The organism is Paenibacillus xylanivorans (genome assembly GCF_001280595.1).
Lineage (GTDB): Bacteria > Bacillota > Bacilli > Paenibacillales > Paenibacillaceae > Paenibacillus > Paenibacillus xylanivorans.
Map to the genome: position 1 here is coordinate 52783 of NZ_LITU01000064.1, position 21259 is coordinate 74041.

Annotated in this window: 20 protein-coding genes; 17 read left to right on the forward strand and 3 right to left on the reverse strand. The window is 47.9% G+C overall.

From position 1 onward, the window contains the following. The first annotated feature begins 1 nt into the window (after position 1). From dnaB to AMS66_RS17235, 9 genes are all read left to right on the forward strand, one after another. Entirely contained in the window at positions 2–1363 is a 1362-nt protein-coding gene (dnaB, locus tag AMS66_RS17195) for a replicative DNA helicase (protein ID WP_053781970.1), read from the forward strand. A gap of 444 nt (positions 1364–1807) precedes the next feature. Further along, positions 1808–3094 carry an adenylosuccinate synthase gene (locus AMS66_RS17200; RefSeq protein ID WP_053781971.1) on the forward strand — a complete coding sequence of 429 codons (1287 nt, stop codon included), beginning with the start codon at positions 1808–1810 and terminating at the stop codon, positions 3092–3094. Between the two features lie 225 nt (positions 3095–3319). Beyond that, positions 3320–4030, forward strand: coding sequence for a hypothetical protein (locus AMS66_RS17205; RefSeq protein WP_053781972.1), 711 nt, complete (start codon positions 3320–3322; stop codon positions 4028–4030). A gap of 612 nt (positions 4031–4642) precedes the next feature. Continuing rightward, positions 4643–6175, forward strand: a complete 1533-nt coding sequence (locus AMS66_RS17210) for a peptidoglycan DD-metalloendopeptidase family protein (RefSeq protein ID WP_053781973.1) — start codon at positions 4643–4645, stop codon at positions 6173–6175. Between the two features lie 268 nt (positions 6176–6443). Further along, on the forward strand, positions 6444–7166 hold the full coding sequence (gene yycF, locus AMS66_RS17215) for a response regulator YycF (RefSeq protein WP_053781974.1): 723 nt from the start codon (positions 6444–6446) through the stop codon (positions 7164–7166). Continuing rightward, complete coding sequence (gene walK / locus AMS66_RS17220) at positions 7166–9016, forward strand: cell wall metabolism sensor histidine kinase WalK (RefSeq protein ID WP_053781975.1); 1851 nt, start codon at positions 7166–7168, stop codon at positions 9014–9016. Before yycF ends, walK begins: the two co-directional genes overlap by 1 nt. Then, positions 9000–10280, forward strand: a complete 1281-nt coding sequence (locus AMS66_RS17225) for a YycH family regulatory protein (protein WP_053781976.1) — start codon at positions 9000–9002, stop codon at positions 10278–10280. The genes walK and AMS66_RS17225 overlap by 17 nt, the downstream gene beginning before the upstream one ends. A gap of 275 nt (positions 10281–10555) precedes the next feature. Beyond that, a complete protein-coding gene (gene yycI / locus AMS66_RS17230; RefSeq protein ID WP_053782008.1) occupies positions 10556–11299 on the forward strand; it encodes a two-component system regulatory protein YycI in 744 nt (247 codons plus the stop codon). Between the two features lie 6 nt (positions 11300–11305). Continuing rightward, entirely contained in the window at positions 11306–12112 is an 807-nt protein-coding gene (locus AMS66_RS17235; protein WP_053781977.1) for an MBL fold metallo-hydrolase, read from the forward strand. On the opposite strand, the gene AMS66_RS17240 is transcribed toward AMS66_RS17235, so the two are convergent. Beyond that, positions 12081–12293, reverse strand: coding sequence for a hypothetical protein (locus tag AMS66_RS17240; RefSeq protein ID WP_053781978.1), 213 nt, complete (start codon positions 12291–12293; stop codon positions 12081–12083). The two genes, AMS66_RS17235 and AMS66_RS17240, sit on opposite strands and share 32 nt — an antisense overlap. 656 nt (positions 12294–12949) lie before the next feature. Here AMS66_RS17240 and AMS66_RS17245 point away from each other — a divergent pair. The 5 genes from AMS66_RS17245 to rlmH all read left to right on the forward strand — a co-directional run bounded on the left by AMS66_RS17245 (position 12950) and on the right by rlmH (position 16518). Then, complete coding sequence (locus tag AMS66_RS17245; protein ID WP_053781979.1) at positions 12950–14221, forward strand: S1C family serine protease; 1272 nt, start codon at positions 12950–12952, stop codon at positions 14219–14221. Between the two features lie 302 nt (positions 14222–14523). Next, positions 14524–15045 carry a hypothetical protein gene (locus tag AMS66_RS33800; RefSeq protein ID WP_236703471.1) on the forward strand — a complete coding sequence of 174 codons (522 nt, stop codon included), beginning with the start codon at positions 14524–14526 and terminating at the stop codon, positions 15043–15045. Between the two features lie 317 nt (positions 15046–15362). Continuing rightward, positions 15363–15530 carry a CxxH/CxxC protein gene (locus AMS66_RS31805; protein WP_017691462.1) on the forward strand — a complete coding sequence of 56 codons (168 nt, stop codon included), beginning with the start codon at positions 15363–15365 and terminating at the stop codon, positions 15528–15530. A gap of 102 nt (positions 15531–15632) precedes the next feature. Then, on the forward strand, positions 15633–15809 hold the full coding sequence (locus AMS66_RS32745) for a hypothetical protein (RefSeq protein ID WP_160319696.1): 177 nt from the start codon (positions 15633–15635) through the stop codon (positions 15807–15809). A gap of 229 nt (positions 15810–16038) precedes the next feature. Further along, a complete protein-coding gene (gene rlmH, locus AMS66_RS17255; protein WP_053781980.1) occupies positions 16039–16518 on the forward strand; it encodes a 23S rRNA (pseudouridine(1915)-N(3))-methyltransferase RlmH in 480 nt (159 codons plus the stop codon). 44 nt (positions 16519–16562) lie between these two features. On the opposite strand, the gene AMS66_RS17260 is transcribed toward rlmH, so the two are convergent. Further along, a complete protein-coding gene (locus AMS66_RS17260) occupies positions 16563–17474 on the reverse strand; it encodes a helix-turn-helix transcriptional regulator (protein WP_053781981.1) in 912 nt (303 codons plus the stop codon). A gap of 99 nt (positions 17475–17573) precedes the next feature. On the opposite strand from AMS66_RS17260, the gene AMS66_RS17265 reads away from it, so the two are divergent. From AMS66_RS17265 to AMS66_RS17275, 3 genes are all read left to right on the forward strand, one after another. Next, positions 17574–18515 (forward strand): alpha/beta fold hydrolase, encoded by a 942-nt coding sequence (locus tag AMS66_RS17265; RefSeq protein WP_053781982.1) that lies wholly within the window; start codon positions 17574–17576, stop codon positions 18513–18515. Beyond that, positions 18491–19093, forward strand: coding sequence for a YdeI/OmpD-associated family protein (locus tag AMS66_RS17270; protein WP_236703472.1), 603 nt, complete (start codon positions 18491–18493; stop codon positions 19091–19093). The genes AMS66_RS17265 and AMS66_RS17270 overlap by 25 nt, the downstream gene beginning before the upstream one ends. A 216-nt stretch (positions 19094–19309) precedes the next feature. Further along, positions 19310–19498, forward strand: coding sequence for an alpha/beta fold hydrolase (locus tag AMS66_RS17275; protein ID WP_053781983.1), 189 nt, complete (start codon positions 19310–19312; stop codon positions 19496–19498). A gap of 69 nt (positions 19499–19567) precedes the next feature. Here AMS66_RS17275 and AMS66_RS17280 read toward each other — a convergent pair whose 3' ends face one another. Further along, complete coding sequence (locus AMS66_RS17280; RefSeq protein ID WP_236703473.1) at positions 19568–20515, reverse strand: IS110 family transposase; 948 nt, start codon at positions 20513–20515, stop codon at positions 19568–19570. Positions 20516–21259 lie beyond the last annotated feature (744 nt).

Here is a 21259-nt window from a genome sequence, read left to right on the forward strand (position 1 = left end):
GATGGGCGGCGAAATGTTATTCGACCGGATTCCCCCACAGAACCTGGAAGCCGAACAGGCCGTGCTGGGTGCAATCCTGTTGCAGGGCGAAGCCCTGATTACAGCGATGGAACGGGTGCAAACCGAGGATTTCTATGATAAACCCCATCAATTAATATTTGAAGCGATGATCCAGCTTGGCGAGGGAAATCAACCGATTGACCTCGTGACACTGACTTCGCTGCTGAAGGATAAAGGCGAGCTCGAGGACATCGGCGGCGTCAGTTATCTGGCCAAGCTGGCTCATGGTGTTCCGACTGCCGCGAACGTGGATTATTACGCGCAGATTATCGAAGAGAAATCCATGCTGCGTCGCCTGATTCGTACAGCTACCCAGATCGTGAGTGAAGGATACACGGGCGGCGAGGATGTCGCAGCTATGCTTGGAGAAGCAGAGCGGCGTATTCTGGAAATTTCAAATCGACGTTCTAGTAGCGGTTTTATAGCTATTCAGGATGTACTGATGGAAGTATTCGATCGTGTGGAGACGCTGCATCAGAACAAGGGCACAACAACGGGCATTCCGTCCGGGTTCATTGATCTGGACAAGATGACCGCCGGGTTCCAGCGGAGTGACTTGATCATTGTAGCGGCACGTCCATCTGTAGGGAAGACCGCCTTCGCCCTGAATATTGCTCAGAACGTAGCGATTCGGGCGCAGGAGACGGTTGCGATATTCAGTCTGGAGATGTCGGCCGCGCAGCTCGTTCAGCGTATGATCTGTGCAGAAGCCAATCTGGATGCGAGTGTCATGCGTATGGGTGACTTCAAAGGTGATGAAGATTGGCAGAAGCTGACGATGGGCATTGCTGCCTTGAACGAAGCAAACATCTATATTGATGATACGCCAGGAATCACAGTAGCTGATATTCGTGCCAAATGCCGTCGTCTCAAGAAAGAGAAAGGCCTTGGCATGATTCTGATCGACTACCTTCAACTGATTAGTGGACGTGGTAAAGCCGGGGAGAACCGTCAACAAGAGGTATCTGAGATCTCACGTACACTAAAACAGATTGGCCGGGAATTGGAAGTTCCGGTTATTGCCTTGTCTCAGCTCAGCCGGGGTGTAGAGCAACGTCAGGATAAACGTCCGATGATGAGTGACTTGCGGGAATCGGGTTCGATCGAGCAAGATGCTGACATCGTAGCGTTCCTGTACCGGGATGACTACTATAACCAGGAGACCGAGAAGAAAAACATTATCGAGATTATTATCGCCAAACAGCGTAATGGTCCAGTAGGTACGGTGGAACTGGTGTTCCTGAAAAACTTTAATAAATTCGTTAACTACGAGCGGGCACATAATGATGCCTTTGCCATGTAGGGGACAGGTACAGGCTGCTTCGATAAGGAAGCGAATTCGTCTGTCCCCGACATCAACCATTAGATCATATGAACTCATAAATACGTTGTGAATACGACATTTAGCGTCGGATTGGATTACGTAGCGTATAACCGGGGTTAGCCGTCAAGCAAGATTTGACTGGCTTCGCCGGTTTTTTGCGTCGGAATATTGAGTCAATTCCGAACATTAGAGTTTGACTATATCTAATTGTTCGCCATTTGATTTGACTTTGAAAAAAGGGACTGGTACACTAGTACTGCTGCGTTAAAGCAGCGAAAACCTTCCCTTGGATGTAAACCGAGGGGGATTTTCACTGTCCGTTAGCACGCTTCTCCGCTGGTAATTTCACTTCAAATTCCTGCCGAGATAGAGGACGGACAGACCAATACAAAGGTGCGCAAGGCACCCACGGAGGTATGTACTATGTCAACGGTAGTTGTAGTGGGAACGCAATGGGGAGACGAAGGTAAAGGCAAGATTACGGATTATTTGGCGGAATCCGCAGACGTGGTTGCTCGTTACCAAGGCGGTAACAATGCAGGACACACGATTCTGATTGATAACAAAAAATATAAATTGACGATGATTCCATCGGGTATCTTCTATACGGATAAAGCATGTGTAATTGGTAACGGTATGGTTATCAACCCGAAGGCACTCATCGAAGAAATTAACTATATTCATGACAATGACTTTACGACGAAAAACCTGTCCATCAGCGAACGCGCACACATCATCCTGCCTTATCACATGGTATTGGATGCATTGGAGGAAGAGAGCAAAGGCCCGAACAAAATCGGTACAACTGGCAAGGGAATTGGTCCATGTTACATGGACAAATCAGCCCGTATCGGTATTCGTATGGTTGATCTTCTTGATGCGGAAGAGTTCGAACTGAAACTGCGTCATTTGGTCAAAGAAAAGAATCGTGTAATCGAGCAAGTCTATGGCGGCGAGCCTGTAGATGTAGAAGAAATTCTGAAAGATTACCTGGGATATGCAGAAATCCTGCGTCATTATGTGCGTGATACATCAGTTGTGCTCAACGAATACATCGATGAGGACAAAAAAGTATTGTTCGAAGGCGCACAAGGCGTTATGTTGGATCTTGATCAAGGAACTTATCCATTTGTTACTTCATCCAATCCGTCTGCAGGCGGCGTATGTATCGGTTCTGGCGTTGGCCCAGCTCGTATTCAGCAGGTTATCGGTGTGGCTAAAGCCTATACAACACGTGTAGGAGATGGTCCTTTCCCGACAGAACTGCATGATGCGATTGGTGACCAAATCCGTGAGACGGGTCATGAGTACGGTACGGTAACGGGACGTCCACGTCGTGTTGGTTGGTTCGACAGTGTCGTTGTTCGTCACGCACGTCGTGTTAGTGGGATTACAGGTCTTTCCCTGAATTCCCTGGATGTAATGACAGGTCTGGAAACGGTGAAAATCTGCACAGGATACAAATTCCGCGGCGAGGTCATCACTCACTATCCGGCAAGCCTGAAAATGTTGGCAGAATGCGAAGCGGTATACGAAGAGCTTCCAGGCTGGAGCGAAGATATCACTGCAGCGAAGAAGCTGGAAGATCTGCCTCTGAACACACAGAATTATGTGAAACGTGTTTCCGAACTGACTGGCATTCCAATTGCCATCTTCTCCGTAGGCCGGAATCGTGAGCAAACGAATCAGGTTCTTCCTATCTACGAATAAGCAGCTAGGTTAACCCGGCAATACTAAGTTAAACGTTTATCCAAATGATATGCCTATACAGGCATCATAGAGCCCCAGTTATCGCTTAAATAGCGATGGCTGGGGTTTTTCGCACGCCTCCCTGATATAATCCCCGAATTTCCGTCAATACTGGTTAACAGTAGACTCATAGATCCTGAACATCGAATGTGATATGGGGTCGGAAAACGGAGGGAGAGAACGGGAATGAAGTTGCTTCAATGGTTCATTAAAATATTGCTTACCGTGATGCTGGTCAGTTCACTGACCCTGCTGACAACCGGATTAATCGTTCAGTCTTATGTAAAATCGCTGCTGGCGAGTTTCAATATTCAGTGGGAAGGCCAACCCATGGGCTTAACGGCCATGTTTCAGGGTGCACTGGGAGGTAAGTCCGGTGAAGAGAAGAAGCCGGGAACAGGTACGACAGATCAGCCAGCAGGAGCGGAGGAGGAACACGTTCCAGAAGATGCGATATCTGTCATGGGCAATGGAACAGAAAGCGGAGAAACAGGCGCCAATACTGGCAACAGCTCAGGGGGGAGCTCAGTCGCGGGGACAGACGCAGATGCTGGCACAAATGCGGGCACCGAATCTGGGACAACACCTGGCAACAGTACAGCATCGGGCAATGGAACAGGTACGAGTTCCAATGGTACGGCTTCTTCAGGGAATGATGAGATTGTAGTATCTCCGGATGACATCACAGGCAAAAAGGACAAGCTACCGTTGGAGGAAAAAGAAAAGATTTTCAGTCTGCTGATGAATAAGCTGCCTCAGAAAGAAATGCAACAAATCTCAGGCGCTATGGAAGGTGGCTTGACTGAGCAGGAGCTGCGCGATATTGAGCAGGTAATCTCCAAGTATCTGACCAGTGAAGAATACGATAACCTGATGGAAGTCCTTCAGGCGGAATAAACCAAGTTCATATAGGGGAAAATCCGTAAATCCGAGACCCTTTGCTGAATATTCAAAAAGGGGATCGAAAGATCGAATTCTGAGCGGTTAATTTAGAAAAGATTTATTAATTCCGGCAATTTGGGCGATAAAATAAAAGCAGAAATTGGTTAGCATACAATCCTGCCAATTTGAGGCATCCTATAGCATGAATTTCATGAAATCCCTTACCAGAGATGATTTGGCGAGGGATTTTCAACTTGTATTTTTATGAAAAAGAAATCACATTACAGTGGGTCTTAGAACCTAGTCTTAAAAAATGACCAAAAGTACATAGTATACCTGAAGTAGAGGCATTATGAGGAACAATACTGACCTGCCATCTTATGGATAATACAGGAAAACCAAGCGTGGCGCGGCTTTGCGCTATGACGTGTACAGTTGAAATGAGTGTAAAACCTGTGTTAAAGTATACGGGTGTGATAAAAGGTTAAAATTTTGACACTTTTACGAGCGCAGCTAAAGTCCGGATTTGCGGACACCCGAATACAAATATCGACAAGCATGGGACAGACACAATGGGTGATGTCTTGACAGAAATGCGAACTGAGAAGTGCTGAAAAGGAGAGAATCATGAAAGGTTTCAGAGGCATACGCCAACCGGGCAAGAACCGGGAACACGAACAATCCGGAGAACACCGGACGGCCGAAGACAAAAACAACATGAGCATGTCCAACTTCAGTGGTAACAAAAGGCGCGTTCTGGCCTCGCGCAAATGGATCATTACAGCAGCATGCGGTTTATTCATCGCTGCATCGATCGGATTCGCAGGCAAACAATACGTTGCTGCAAACACCGTTCCATATTATAAAGTGATGGTTAAAGGGAATGAAATTGGCACCATTACGGATGAAACGCAATTACAGAAATTATTTGCAGACAAAACTGAGGAATTCCAAAATAAATATCCAGAAGCGGAAATGGTGCTGAACACAGACGGCATCACGACCGAAACCATTAAAGCCTATAAACCCGTAGTAAACAGCGATGAGACGCTGGACAAGCTCGGAGACATGCTTACCGCCTATGCCAAGGGTGTAGAGCTCAAGGTAGACGGTGAAGTGATCGGCATTGTGAAGGATCAAGCAACAGCAGACGCGATTCTCGAACAAGTGCAGAACAAGTACATATCGGCATCGGCTGTGCGCAGTTCGCTCAAGACGAAGTCGGTATCGGCAAACTCATCGAAGAAAGCCGAAGGGCCGAGTACTACGCTGAAGTCCGTTGGCATCAAGGAAGATGTGGCAACAGATGTGGTGAAGGCTGATCCAAACAAAATATGGGATGTGTCCGAGGCGGTTAAAGCTTTAACCGTTGGTAAAGACGCGCCTGTAACCTATGTCGTGCGTGAAGGAGATACGATCTCTTCCATCGCTGCCAAATACGATATTACGCAAAGTGAGATCCGCAAACATAATCCGGGCATCAAGGAAACGTCGCTGCAAATTGGGGACGAGCTTACGCTGACGGTGCCAAAACCAGCGGTTACCGTTAAATCGGTGGAGCAGGTTGTTGAACAGATTGAAATTAAACCGCAGGTGGAAGTACGCAAAAGTGCTGAGCTCAAGGCAGGCATAACGAAAGTGGTGCGTCCTGGTCAAAGCGGGCTGAAAAGCATGCAATATCGGATAACGAAAGAAAATGGTGAAGTGGTTCAGGAGGAATGGCTGGGCCAGGAAGTCATTAAGGTGGCAGTTACTGAAGTGGTGCTGAGTGGAACCAAAGTGGTCGGTGAAGGTACAGGCGAATTTGCTTGGCCGGTATCCAACGCTACGATGAGCAGCAGCTTTGGACAACGCTGGGGTCGCCAGCACAAAGGTGTCGATCTGGTTGGTAACCGGGACGTGAAAGCGTCTGATGAAGGCGTGATTACTTTTGCAGGACAGAAAAGTGGTTATGGCAATGTTATTATTATTAACCATCGTAATGGATACGAAACGCTTTATGGACACTTGAACAGCATCGGCGTCAAGGTTGGACAAGTCGTCGAAAAAGGGGAGAGCATCGGCGTAATGGGCAACACGGGCCGTTCGACCGGAACGCATCTGCATTTTGAGATTATCAAGAATGGAACGGTTGAAAATCCGATGACATACTTGAACTAGTTATATTGCATTCCAGAGCAAGGTTGGCATATGATGCTGGCCTTGTTTTTTGCTGCTGTAAAAATTTTTCAGTTTGGAGTATACATTGGCCCTGATCGGGATGTGACGGTGCTTCAGGTATGTTAAACTATAGACTATAGGCAACAGATATAGACCATAGTCAAAGAACGAGCTAGAAATAAGTTCAACGAGGCTTTAATACAAGCTAAATATAAGAGAGATAGACCGCTCAGGCGGATCAAGCAGGATATAGGGGTGAAGACAGCCGATGCAGGGGAAGATTTTGGTGGTGGACGATGAACAGCCCATTGCGGACATTCTGAAGTTTAATTTGGAAAAAGAGGGGTACGAGGTCATCTGCGCTTTTGATGGCATTCGTGCGGTTGAACTGGCGTTATCCGAGAAGCCGGATCTGATGCTGCTGGATCTGATGCTGCCGGGTAAGGACGGTATGGATGTGTGCCGCGAGGTACGTGCACATCTGGAGATGCCGATCATTATGCTGACCGCCAAGGATGGCGAGATCGACAAGGTGCTCGGTCTGGAGCTGGGAGCGGATGATTACGTGACAAAACCTTTCAGTACGCGCGAGCTGCTCGCGCGGGTGAAAGCGCAGATGCGCAGACGGCAGAAGCCTGCGACCACGGCTGAAGCGCCGGAAGACGAGGAGAAGCAGGTCATGCGTTTATTTGATCTGGCGTTTGATATGGACATGTATACAGCTTACAAAGGTGGAGAACCGCTGGATCTGACCCACCGTGAGTACGAGCTTCTCTATTATATGGCGAAGCATTCCGGTAAGGTAATGACCCGTGAACATCTGCTGCAGGCCGTATGGGGATATGAATATTTCGGGGATGTACGTACCGTGGATGTTACGATTCGTCGTCTGCGTGAGAAGATTGAGGAGAACCCGAGCAAGCCGGAAACGATTCTGACTCGCCGCGGGCTGGGTTATCTCGTGCGCAGTCCTAAAAGCGTGGGGATATAATGGGGCGTTTCTCGCGATTTTCGTTCTTTCGAACGATACAGGCGAAACTGATTATTATCTATGTACTGCTGATTCTGATTGCGATGCAATTGATCGGCGTTTATTTCGTCAGTGCGATGAAGAACTCGCTGACCAGCAACTTCACTGAGGATTTGCAGGCGCGTGCTGAGATGCTGTCTGTGCTTGTGGGAGAGACGATGGCTGGTGGAGAAGCCGAGGCTGGCGAGGACAAAACGGAAAATCTGCGTGTGTTGGTGAACAATCTGTTCAACATTAATGGCGCCGAAATTCAGGTACTGGATGCCAGCGGCAAAGTGCTGACCACCTCGCTAAGTTCCCATTCGGACTATATAGGGCGCAAAAACACCCAGACCGTTGTCAGCCGTGCGCTGCAAGGCATTCGGGACAATGAGGAATATATCGTAGACGAGGATAATGTTCGCAAAAAGGTCGTTGCTAAGCCGGTGCTATCCGGCGGCAAGATTATCGGCGCGGTCTACATCGCCGCCTCGATGAATGAGTTATATGCCACAATGGAGGGCATTAACAAGATTTTTATCTCCGGCATACTGATTGCCTTGGTATTAACAGCAGTGCTTGGTGTCATTCTGTCACATACGATTACGCAGCCGATCAAGGAAGTCACCCGAAGGGCGACGGCGGTCGCGGAAGGCAACTTTGATCAACAGACTCCTGTATTTGGAACGGATGAGATTGGACAGCTCAGTCGGGCGTTCAACTATATGACCAGCAGATTGCGGGATGCACTCTCCCAGAATGAAGAGGAGAAGGAGAAGCTGACGTCCATTCTGACCAATATGAGTGATGGCGTGGTCGCAACAGATGAATATGGCAAAGTCATTCTGGTGAATCGACGTGCCAGCAGCATTCTGGGGATGCGTCCGGCGGACATTGAGGGACGACACTTTGCCGTACTGCTCGGCATCGATCCGGAAGATGCTGAAGCGTTAGCCAGTGGCTTTACAGGCTCGACGCTGCTCCAGATTGCGCCTGCGGGACAGGAAGATCCTGTTGTCATTCGCATGACGTTTACACCGGTTCATCGCCGTGAGCTGGGCATTACGGGTACGATTGCTGTGCTTCAAGACGTTACGGAGCAGGAAGAACTGGAAGCATCGCGACGTGAATTCGTGGCGAATGTCTCCCATGAGTTACGTACACCGCTGACTACCATTAAGAGCTACGCGGAAGCGCTGGATGATGGAGCTCTGGAAGATCCGCAGCTCGCTGGACGATTTGTTGGGGTGATTCAGAATGAGACGGAGCGCATGATTCGGTTGGTTACGGATCTACTGCACTTGTCACGGCTGGATTCCAAGGAAGCTCTGCTGCGTAAACAGCCAACGGACATCATGGAGATGCTGGAAGAAGTATCTGACCGTTTTTCGTTCCAGATGCATCAGAAGGATATCCAATCGGTGCTTTCTGTGGAGAACGGTATTCCAGCGGTTCCACTGGATCGGGACCAAATTGATCAGGTGCTCGATAATGTCGTGTCCAACGCGCTGAAATACACGCTCGAAGGTGGCACAATTACCATTGCAGCCAGACGCAATAACGATCATACTCTCGCCATATCGGTTACGGATACGGGGATGGGGATACCGCAGCGGGATCTGGATCGCATTTTTGAACGGTTTTATCGGGTAGACAAGGCTCGTTCCCGCAGTATGGGCGGTACAGGGCTTGGTTTGTCCATTGCCCGGGAAATTGTGAAGGCCCATGATGGTCATATCTCACTGGAGTCCGAGGTGGACGTGGGGACAACGGTAACGTTCACACTGCCCATGCGTGAGGAAGGAGGTGAGCACCTTGAAAGAGCGGATTAAATCTCTGGTGCTTGCTTCCCTCGTCGTTGCCAGTTTGGTACAAAGTTACTTCCTCATCTATCGTTTGCCCGGTGGGGGCGATTCGATTGTGACGTCAGAGACTAACTATGTGAAGACCGAGAATATGGGCCAAGAGCGCAATATTGAAGAGTTAATTTTCCCTGATCAGATGGTTATTCATCTGGGAGAGGACAAACATACGGTGTTTTATCCGGGCAATACGTTCTACCAGTTGATCTATTCACGGTTGCAGGGGCGTACGTTTGATGATTTTCAGCGTCGTAGCGTGCAATCCGTCAACTGGGATCAGATTCGTAAGGAGAATCCTGGTTTTGAGCTGTCGTTCAAGGAAGGCATCCCTGTAGCGTTGTTACAGCGTGTGATGCGGCTCGGGACAGACTCTCTTTTCCAGGGGGAGACGATCAACCGGATCTCGATATATACGGCAAAAAATGAAACAAAGGCTCACGCACTGTTCTTCAGCGCCAAAGGTGATGTGGTCTACGAGGCGACGCAGGCGGATCTAACGGTACAGGACGTGCAGCAGCATGTCGACTTCGGCAGCAGCTGGACACCTTATACACTGATGGACGGCGGATATTATATCCCGGCAGAAGCCCTGGAAACGATTGAGGCTGACGTGCCCACAGGTCAGTTCACTGTTGAGCAGATGCAGCGTAGCCTATTCTTTGATCCAAGCATGACCCGAAACATTCGGGAAAAAGACGGATCGGAGATCTATACGGATAGCAAACGCAGTCTGCAAGTCAAACAGGAACAGCGCTGGATTAGCTACACAGACCCGGCGGCACCGCCTGCGGGACAGATTGATGCAGCGAAGGATGCGCTGTCCGCGGTTGATTTTGTCAATCAGCATGGCGGCTGGAAAGGTCGATCACGCATGATGCTGGATACGACCGATACCAAAACAAAGCTTCAGTTCCAGCAATATTACAGCAGTTTCCCGATTATGGACTCGATGCAGTTCCGGTTCGGCACGATCAGTATGGAGATGCAGCAAGAGACGGTATCCAGTTATGAGCGCTCTCTGGAGTATCTGAACGAGGGCGCGGAGACGAAGAAATCGGTCACCCTGCCGGGTGGGGACAAGCTGAAGGCGCTCATCCAGAAGGTGGCGGGTAGCAACCGTAAGGTTGTAGACGTGTATCCGGCGTACCGTCCATCCAGCATTGAGGACGGGCTGAAGTTGATACCGGTATGGGTAATTCGTTTTGGAAACGGGGAGGAAACCACCGTTTCTTGATGGGTTATAGTCATTAAACATAAGGTGGGCTACACTAATCCACTCCGCGGTCAGAAAAACCATCCGATCGCTGTTATTCCCAGATTTCATTGATACCCTTTTATTAAAGGGAGAAATCCGAGAATAAAGGCGAGCACTACGTTTCTCCAGGTTTTTTCTGCCCTCTTCGTTATCGTGAAGCTTTATGTTCAAAGTCTATAAAAGAGTAAGTAGCGGTGGCAGGTTGGGCAACTTTAGAAAGTGTTGCAAGAAGTCAAATGATGGAGGTGAATGTTTTGGATTGGGGACGGGCGAAAAATGTGTTGATCTATGCCTTCCTGCTGCTCAATCTGGTGCTGGGTTACCAGATCTGGATGGATGCGCGGGAGACGGCCGGAGCCAATCTGGACTTCACCTCGTTGGCGGATAATACACAGCAGGCGATGGAGGAGAAGGGCATTCAGGTGCTGGCTCCTATTCCGAATGAGACGCCGAAGCTACCGAAGCTGTCGTATGAGTTTATTGAAGATAACAAGGCAGGCATTGAGGTTGAACTGGAAAAGACTGTGGACAGCAAGCTGATCTTCTCGCAAAGCGAGCTGGAGGATGCATTGCAGGACGAGATTCCCCAGATCGGTACGTATCGATGGGATCAGCTGATGGCGGAGGATGGGGCATTTGTGCTTCATCCGTTGGTGGATGGCAAATGGCCGCTCTTCAATGTTAGTCTGGAGCTATTCTACAGCGACCAGAAAATTACGGGTTACCGTCAGACTCCGGTGCGGATTACGACAGCGGAGGAGAGCGATCAGCAGGTGCTTCCGGCGTCGAAGGCGCTGGGTACGCTGATCGAGAACTTTTTGCCAAATGATGCGATTGTCAAAGATATTCAGTTGGGCTATTACGGCCAGTTGTTCAATTCAGATATGCAGGTGGCGATGCCGGCATGGCGGTTCGTGCTGGAAAGTGGCGAAGTGTTGTATGTGCAGGGCATCAGCGGGGATGTATTCAGTCCCAAGACAGACAAACCAGGGGAGTAATGCGTTATGGGGATTTATTTTACCGTGTTATCCAGCGGTTCGACAGGCAATGCCACAGTTATACAGCATGGGGGCACGTCCCTCATGATTGATGCGGGTCTCAGTGCGAAGCGGCTGGAGGCATTGTTCCTGGAACGGGAGATTTCGGGAACGGAGTTGGACGGGATTCTGGTTACACATGAACATTCCGATCACATTAAAGGACTAGGCGCGATGTCTCGGAAATATAATTTACCAATCTATGCAAATACGAGTACGTGGGCGGCACTGGAGAAGTCCGTTGGGGCGATTCCAGAGGAAAACCGGAGGGTATTTGAGACGGGTGAAAAGCATGATTTTGGCTCCCTGCGCGTGGAATCCTTCGGCATCTCCCATGATGCGGCGGAACCGGTAGGGTACACGTTCGATGATGGCAGTGAGAAGCTTTCCGTCGCGACGGATCTCGGGTATATGAGCGACAAGGTTCGCGATGCGATCTCGGATTCGGATGTACTCGTGCTGGAGGCGAACCATGATGTCGAATTGTTGCGCATGGGGCGGTATCCATGGAACACCAAGCGCCGCATTCTGAGCGACATTGGCCATTTGTCGAACGAAGCGGCGGGGGCTGCACTGAGTGAATTGATGAACGGACGCATCAAGCGCACGTATCTGGCACATTTGAGCAGGGATCATAATATGATGGATTTGGCGAAAATGACTGTACGTGATGCGATGGAGAGCCGTGGGTGCTTTTATCGGGATCATGAGTTCAAGCTCTGTGATACGTATTACGACCGGCCTACGCCATGGGATAGGGTGGGTGAGCCATAAAGCTGTCGAGTTCGGTAGCTTTGCGCTCCACTTCCTCGCGGGTCAAAATGCCTTTGTCGACGAGCAGTTCAATAATCGTGCTTAGAGCAAGGGTGTTACGGTAGTGTTCTTCCTTGAGATCGGCCAGCTTGGCCGCCATATGAACTTCATCCATGGCTGTGAGTGTACGCGTGCGATCCATAATGTGAATCCTCCTTCTATGAAGCTTCGAATTGTCTTTTACTATTATTGTAGTCAGGCTTGGTGGAAAAAATTCCTCTTTTTGCCGCTATAATTACACGTAAGGGACGTGTATGCTGAACCAGGGGCAGTTTTTTTCTTAAAAAGATAGAAAAGTTCGCGGGAATAGGCAAAATTGCGCTTAGCGAACCGGATTTTGTGGTGATAGATACTATGGACCTTTATTGTTAAGCGCGTTATAGCGGGAATTTCCGTTAATCTTCGTAATTATGCAACTTTTTGAGATTTGGCGTGTTTAGTATATAAGGAGCTTTATAATAGAGGCTGATTTGCGCGCAAAAAGGCATGTCATAAAATGCGAGAGCATTTCTGATAGAGTCACTGGCAGAATGGGATATTCGTTCTGTTGTACATAGACGCTTCATTTCGAGTTAGCGGGGGATGGCAGCGATATGCAAAACGATTTTAGAAATTTGCAAGAAAGCATGGAAAATCGTTGGGGTCTTCACGTAACGGAGACGGCAGAAGGAACCTGAAGAAACGGAGTGTTCGTCTGTCGGCGAGTGGGCTATGTGAGAACACCATCGTTGGCCTTGCGACAACGATCAGGCGGCAGTCAGGGTCTTGATGCGTGACAACGAAGGGGAGAGGATCACGATGGGATTGTTTGGAGACGATTTTTATTCAACCAAAGTATCAAGACGCGCCGAACCTGAACAGAAAGGTAAACTTCAGATCATTCGCCCTGGAGGCAGGGGACGGGAACGCTGGCAGAATCCACGCAAGTCACGCTCGGGCTTTAGCTCCACGGTCAAGGTAGCCGTGATCAGTTCGGTAATCAGCTCCATCGTGACCGTTACGCTGTTCAGCTTTATCATGCAGCCTTCAGCGTTACCTCTGGCGAACGCTGCAGGGAACGGCGGAGGCGGTACACAGACAGCGCAGGCGGCTGATCCATATGACCGGATTATTCAGGCAGCGGCAAAGGTTCGCCCTTCCGTGGTGAGCATCGTGAACCATAAGACGGGCAGCAGCCTGTCGATGGAAGATTCCGCGCTGGGATCAGGGGTCATTTTCAAGAAGGAAGATGGCAAAGCCTACATCATGACCAACCATCACGTCGTGGAAGGTGCGAGTGATCTGGAGATTGTGACCGTGGACGGGGAAACGCACAAGGCGAAGCTGGTGGGCAAAGACCGGGTGAGTGACATTGCAGTATTGTCCGTACAAGATGATAAGGGCATTGGTCCAGCTGCAGAGCTTGGAGATTCCAGCAAACTTCAGCGAGGACAAACGGTGCTGGCGATCGGGAATCCGCTCGGCCTGGGCGGCACGCTGACATCCGGCATTGTCAGTTACACTGATCGGATCCTGCCGGTATCCATTAATCAGGATGGTGTGTACGATTGGGAACAAAACGTAATTCAGACGGATGCGGCGATTAACGAAGGTAACAGTGGTGGAGCGCTGGCCGATCTGAACGGCAAACTGGTCGGCATCAACACGATGAAGATCTCGGATACAGGCGTTGAAGGCCTCGGCTTTGCGATTCCGATGAACGAAGTGATGAAAACGGTCGATTCCCTGCTGTTGAATGGCAAAGTATCTCGTCCATATCTGGGCGTGTATACAGTCGATCTGAGTAATCCGTACGCCCCACTGGATGACGAGCAACGCAAGGATCTGAAGCTACCCTCCCATGTGGACAGCGGTGTGGTTGTACTGGAAGCTTCCGGTCCGGCATCCGATGCGGGCATGAAGTTGAATGATGTCATTACGGAATTTGATGGGCAAAAAATTACCTCTACGCTTGATCTACGGAAATATCTGTACGATAAGAAGAAGATCGGCGATACGATTGAAATCACCTTTTACCGGGATGGGAACGCTGAGAAGGTGTCGGTGAAGCTGACGGATAAACCGGAGTAAAGGGAATGGATTTTATATGCTTGGCACACAGAAATAGGGTAATAAAAGAGAGTCGATCAACTCGTTGATCCGCTCTTTTTTATTGCACTAATCTTGATTTGCATATAAACCAAAGTCATGAGGTTACAGGGAATATTTTGTCATTTCCCAATGATCGGTTGGGACCAGAGCCAAAGTCTCTGTTATAGAGGGTTCCAGTTATGGTAAACTGTTGGGAATGTGTTGGTGATGTGCGGCTGTGCGAGTAACATCTGTTTGTCGATCTGTATTCTCAATTTGGAGTGGAAGGGGTTAATTCAATAATGAAACGGTTGACGAAAACCATGTTGGGGGGAACAGGTCTAGTATCTGCGCTGTTTGTTTTGTCCGCATGTACTTCTGAGGTGTCCCCATCAGGGTCTGCTGATGTTAGTGGTTTACAGGAGCAGATTACAGGTCTGGAGAAGAAGCTTGCGGACCAGAGTGAGAAGAATAGTGAGCAGAATAAGAAGATCGCGGATCTGGAGAAAAAGCTGGAGGAGCTGAGTACCACCGTGATTGCGGTGAATGAAGCTGGTGGTAAAGCGTCTGCTGCTTCAGGAAGCAACGGATCGGCTGGAAAGGGCGATGGGGTGCTGATTACGTTTGCCCAGTATGAAAAGCTTGAGGTCGGCATGTCGATTGACGAAGTTATCGATATTCTTGGTGGTGAAGGCGAGGCATTAAGCGAAGCGGAAAATATGGTGGTTTATAACTATAAGGGCACCGGGAGTTCGGGAGCTAATGCAGTAATCGCATTCCAGGGTGGCAAGCTGCTGACGAAGGCGCAGTCGGGGCTGGAGTAAGATTGTTATCGGTTGAGGATGGGGCCGAATATGATGAATTTCGGGTGTGCGGTAATCTAAATAGTAACGAATGAATGAAATAGATTCGGAATTTAGAGAAGTGTTACTTTGGGATGCCAATAGGGTGTCGAGAAGTGACGCTTTTTTGGTTTTGTTTGTGCAGAAATGAGAGGATTGGTGGAAGTTGGACACGATAAATGGTGGGTAGGGGTTTCTTTTCCGCGGCAGGTGTGATAGAACAGAGAAGTGGCTATCCTGTATGGATAAGCGGTTGTGAATCGGGAGCATAGCTGGATACAGAAAGGATGCTTGAACGGATGTACGTTGTATGCAAAGAACACGTGGACATCGCCATCGACATGTTTGTTGATGAGTATGAGGACGCTCCGGATATCGTTGATCTGAAGGAGACGGAATTTGCCGATTGGGACCCGCCTGCGAAGTGCGCCGAGTGCGAACAGCACGCGGAATTTCTCGTCGTTTAGCGTACTGTAGGAATTGGACGGCCGCAGGCGCGATTAGATCGGTGCTTCTGGCTGGCTTTCCATCCGGTATGAACATCACAGCAAGAAGCAAAGGAGAGCGTGATGAGCGCTCTTTTTGTGTTTGTTGGGGGGTGGTGTGGGTTAGTGAACGTGAACGTGAACGTGGACCCGGACCCGGGCGTGGGCGTCGGGGCTGACGTGCGTAGGGTAGGCGTTGGAGGGAGAAGTAGCTCTAACGAACCTGAGACTTCTTATTGGCGGAGAATTCTGCCTATTTGAGTCTAACGAATCGTAGGCACGCTATTTTACTTATATGGCCCCGAACGAGGCGGGGGAACTTCATTCTGCCTGTAATAAGGTGTCTCAGATTCTTTAGATTTTAAAGGAGCTGTAACGGGGCTGAATAAAGTGTGTGAAGTTCGTTAGCTTTAATTATTGAAATAAACGATGCGTTGAAGCATCTTACTTATAGATTATCTCGCAGAGCGATTAGGAGGAATGAATCTTCATGTTGATTCAGATTATTGGCGTAGGCAAACTGAAGGAAAAATATTTGACGCTGGGCATTCAGGAATATGCCAAGCGCCTCGCCCCGTACATCAAGTTTCAGATGATCGAGGTCGCAGACGAAAAGGCGCCCGACACCCTGAGCGAAGCCGAGGTGCGGGCGGTGAAGGAGCGCGAGGGAGAACGCATTCTCGCGCATGTGAAGAGCGAGGCGCATGTCGTCGCGCTCGCATTGGACGGCCAGCTCTGGAGTTCTGAGGAGCTGGCTATGGAGATCGACAAGCTCGGCACCTATGGGACGAGCCATGTCGTATTTGTCATCGGAGGAAGCCACGGGCTCTCCGATGAGGTGCTGCGCCGTGCGAAGCAGCGCTTAAGCTTCGGGCGCATGACCCTGCCACACCAGCTTATGCGATTGGTGCTGGTAGAGCAGATATACCGAGCAGTGAAGATAAATCGGAATGAACCGTACCATAAATAGGGCGAAAAGTTGAGTTGAAGGTTGAAGCTTTAATGCTAAATATATCAGGAATAGTTCTCCATCATTTGATATAAATAATTTCGAAAGTCTTCAACATAGGTTTTGGGCTCTACAACTTTTAGATGAGTGCCGAAGCTTGCTAAAAGTTGAAATCCCATACGATTTTGTGGGACATAAATGGTTGCTAATAAAAATCCAGAACTATGGTCTTCAATACTTCTTCGACCATACCTTTCGATGATTTGATCTTTTATGCTAGGCGATATCCATGCCTTAATCGTGACGAATTCAGGTAGATAATTTGCTTCGTGTACTTGCTCTGACCAATCGTCTCTAGGATGAAACGCGCGTTCATCCATAGTAATATGATCGATCCGAGGTAACTTGAAAGTTCGATATCCCTGTCGATGTAAACAGAATCCTTTCAAGTACCAACTCGATTCGCTAAAATGCAGCTCATAGGGCTCGACCATTCTATTCGTTACAGCCCCGTCCTTATCTGTATAATCAAACGAAACCAGCCTCTTTTTTGAAATGGATTCTTGACATGTCTTTAAGGTTTCAAGAATCTCGGACCGACCTTCCCAATCATAAAACGACAGTTGAATGGAACGATTTAGAGACAATGGACTAACCATTGCCTCTATTTTTTTTATCGTTCTTTCAACTTCTTCAGTACGGAGGATTTGTTCCAATCCGCCGAGCGCAGTTAATATATTCTGTAAATCGGAGCTGCTTAAAAGGCGTTTATCAACCTTGTATTCATCCATTATGCCGTAGCCCCCTTTGACCCCATTGACAGAGTAGATCGGGATGTTCGATAAGCTCAATGTTTCCATATCGCGAAGGATCGTTCTTTTGGAGACATTGAATAGTTGTGAGAATTCCGTTGTAGAAACAACCTCTTTTTTCAGCAATATCATGATAATCGAAATGAGTCTCTCCACTTTGTCCATAATTGCCCTCTTTTTTTACATGATTTCAGAAAGGTGACACCTAGATGTCACCTTTTATCCATTATACTACAAGTATCACAAGAAGGAGGTTTTAATTCAATGTTTAATCCAACCGATTTTCCCAAGCCCACCCTTATTTCAGCCAACGGTGTGGAACTCGAAGTGTTTGAAGCAGGCCGAGAAAACGCAGGAAAACCTATTGTACTCTGCCACGGCTGGCCAGAGCATGCCTTTTCTTGGCGCCATCAGATGGACGCACTTGCCGCAGCGGGCTACCATGTCATCGTCCCCAACCAGCGGGGTTACGGCAACTCATCCCGTCCGACCGAAGTAACAGACTATGACATTGAACACTTGTCGGGTGATCTCATCGCGCTTCTCGATCACTATGGATACGAGGACGCTACCTTTGTCGGTCATGACTGGGGTGCATTCGTCGTTTGGGGACTGACTTTGTTGCATCCAAACCGCGTCAATAAAGTGATAAATCTGAGCTTGCCTTACCAAGAGCGCGGAGAAAAACCCTGGATCGAGTTCATGGAAGAAATACTTGGCGGCGATTTCTATTTCGTCCACTTCAATCGACAGCCAGGCGTCGCGGACGCCGTATTCGAAGACAATACATACAGGTTCCTTCGCAACCTGTACCGGAAGAACGAGCCTCTCAGAGCACCTGAGCCAGGTATGGCGTTGATCAATCTCGCCAGAGCAGAAACACCGCTCGGTGAGCCCGTATTGAGCGAAAGCGAGCTGGCCGTTTACGTCTCCGCTTTTGAAACATCAGGGTTCACGGGCAGCATAAATTGGTACAGGAACCTTGACCGCAACTGGCGCTTATTGGCGAAAGTGAACCCAATCATCCAGCAGCCGACCCTCATGATCTACGGCGACCGGGATGTGGTTGCGAAGTCTGAAAACCTGACAAAGTTCGTGCCCAATGTGGAAGTGGTCAATCTGGATTGCGGTCATTGGATCCAGCAAGAAAAGCCGGAAGAAACAAACCAAGCGATTTTAAAATGGCTGGAACAATGGGAGATGTAGTTTTTTTCAACAACCAAGAAGAGTTTAACGATTGGTTAGAAGAACATCATGCTGAAGCTAGTGAAATTTGGGTGGGCTATTTTGGGATAAGTACAGGGCGTGCAAGCCTTACTTGGTCTGCATCAGTAGATGCCGCTCTTTGTTTTGGGTGGATTGACGGTATACGAAAAACCATTGATAAACAAAGCTATAAGATTCGCTTTACTCCGCGCAAAGTAAATAGTGTATGGAGTGCTGTGAACGTAAAGAAGGTAAAAGCACTAATACAGCTTGGAAAGATGAGACCAGAAGGAATGCACGTCTTTAACAACAGAACCGATGCACAAGGCTATTCCTCTGAACAAAGAAACGTGGAACTTGCCAAAGAATATGAAGAACAAATCAAGGCAAATCAAACAGCCTGGCTATTCTTCACTAATTTATCACCATCCTATAAAAGAGATTCTATCTGGTGGGTAATGAGCGCCAAGAAAGAAGAAACACGATTAAAAAGGCTTGGAATATTGATCGCTTCATCTGAAGAAGGGCTAAAATTTCAACATTGCAAAAAAAAAATATTACAGAATAAGGAAATATAAATAACAAAAGAATCGTTAAAAGGATTTTTGGTACTGCATAAATCTGGGTCTATTGTTTCCCTGATCTTTAGGAGAGAGGAGCTACTGTATTTCTCAATCATTTAGGGTTTAATTCTCATCAAAAGTCAGAACGTTTTAAATGCGAGGCATAAATCAAATCGCTAAATGAAGAAGGGATGAAACAGCTCATCCAAAATCGCAACCCCCTTCATTTTTATGGTACAGCCGACCCTCATGATCTATGGTGACCGGGATACGGTCCAGAGGTCTGAAAACCTGACAAAGTTCGTGCCTAATGCGGAAGTGGTCAATCTGGATTGCGGTCATTGGATCCAGCAAGAAAAGCCGGAAGAAACAAACCAAGCGATTTTGAGATGGCTGGAAGAGCAGAATGATGCTGAATAGAGTCGCTTAGCAAGCAAAACTTAGAAAAACAATAAGGACACCCAAACAGGCAATGTCATTAAGTTAAGCTCAAAGGTAAGAACGGGAATAAAAATGGAATTCAAAACGGCATGGGAAAGCCCCGTGCCGTTTGTTTTTTACTTCACGCAAGGAAAAGGCGATAACTAACAAAGCAGAAATACTGCAATAATTGAACAGGCGGAGAGAAAAGCATCGCTCTATGTTCTGTTCCAATCCAGTAAGATGCTCTTGGTACTGAAGAATGAGGGTAATAAGGACTTTCAAATTGATTAAGTGGCTTGCATACATGGTTTGCTGAAATGGGTTTTGTTTTGCCGCAACTAGCAGCCGTTGCACCCGTTGGTTAATCCAGTCCTCTGAACGCCCCCGTTTTGAAGAAAGCAGTTCTTTCATCTTAGATTTGAGTGTGTTTTCATCCGTCTGTAATACTGAATATGAGGTTGGAAATTCACTTAAAAACTGTAATGAAATACCGGAATACATAGCTCCAAAGACACCTTTGTAAGCAGGGAAAACCTGATCTAAAACAGCTTGGAATTGTAGTTTAGTTTGTACACACATCTTTGAAAGAGACTCATATTGTCTTGTAAGATAGCGCAGATTGAGAAGTTGCACACCTCTTTTCTTAAACGGTTCAAATTCTTCTTTGTAGTACAGCTCTCCCAATAGGTAAGCGTCAGCAGCATCCGTCTTTACTTTACGAAGTTGAGACTTCCTAAGCCGATTTGAGATGAGCGGATTAATAACAATATAAATATAATGATGTTCCTCTAGGAACTGAACAACGGGACTTTGATAATGACCGGTTGCTTCTAGAATAAGCAAAGGACGTTGTTGAGATGCAAATTCAACTTCTGTTAAAACTTGAAGGAAATTTGCTAAACCATCTCGAGTGTACTCGAAGTGGAATATCCCTTGGAATGGCTTTCCGCGCTCTAGAAAGGCTTGTCCATGGCTTTCTTCTTTAGAAATATCTAGACCGATAACTGGATTCATTTCATCTCCCCTTGTAAGTGTAGATTCACCGGCATCCCCTAAGGTTGATCTTCTTGTCGCTCCATAGCATCGCTTGTTATACGGGATCTTACGTCCCAACCAGCCTCAATCATGGTCATGACAAGTAGGGGTGAACATTATAGCTCTCGGGATCAAGTCCCACGGGCAGGTACGTTCGACCAGGCTACTTTAATCCTCTATGCAAATGAAAAAAGGATCAACCAGAAAGAACTGGTTGATCTCATAATACGAACGGGCAGGAGAGTTGAAGATCAAACGCGGGGAACCATATCACAAGTAGGGCGAAAGATTGTAACGTGGGTATGGGCGGAGATATCCATACCCGTAGCTCCGAAATCATGAGCATTGTCAATAGATTCACGAAGTGTTTCTTATAGAAATGCTTTATTCTGAAAATCTACTGATGGTGGATTATGGTTTTGTACAGCCATGGCTCAGATCCATCGTGTAAACCCGCTCCCAGAGCGTTTTTTTGCTGTTTAGAGACACAGATGTTTTTAAAGAAATAACTGAGATGTCGTAAGTTCCACCTATTTACGAGTTGGAAGTGACCTAGCTCATCTGGGAGAACGAAAAGCTAACAGCGATAAATTTAGGGGTAGGGAGTCTTCTCCTCCAAATGACAGTGGTTAGCATCCGTTGTTTGGTAGTGATTATTTTATGGAATATTCTGTTTAGCGCAGTAGTTTCAATGGCTCGGCTCTATTGCTTCCCCCCCCCCCC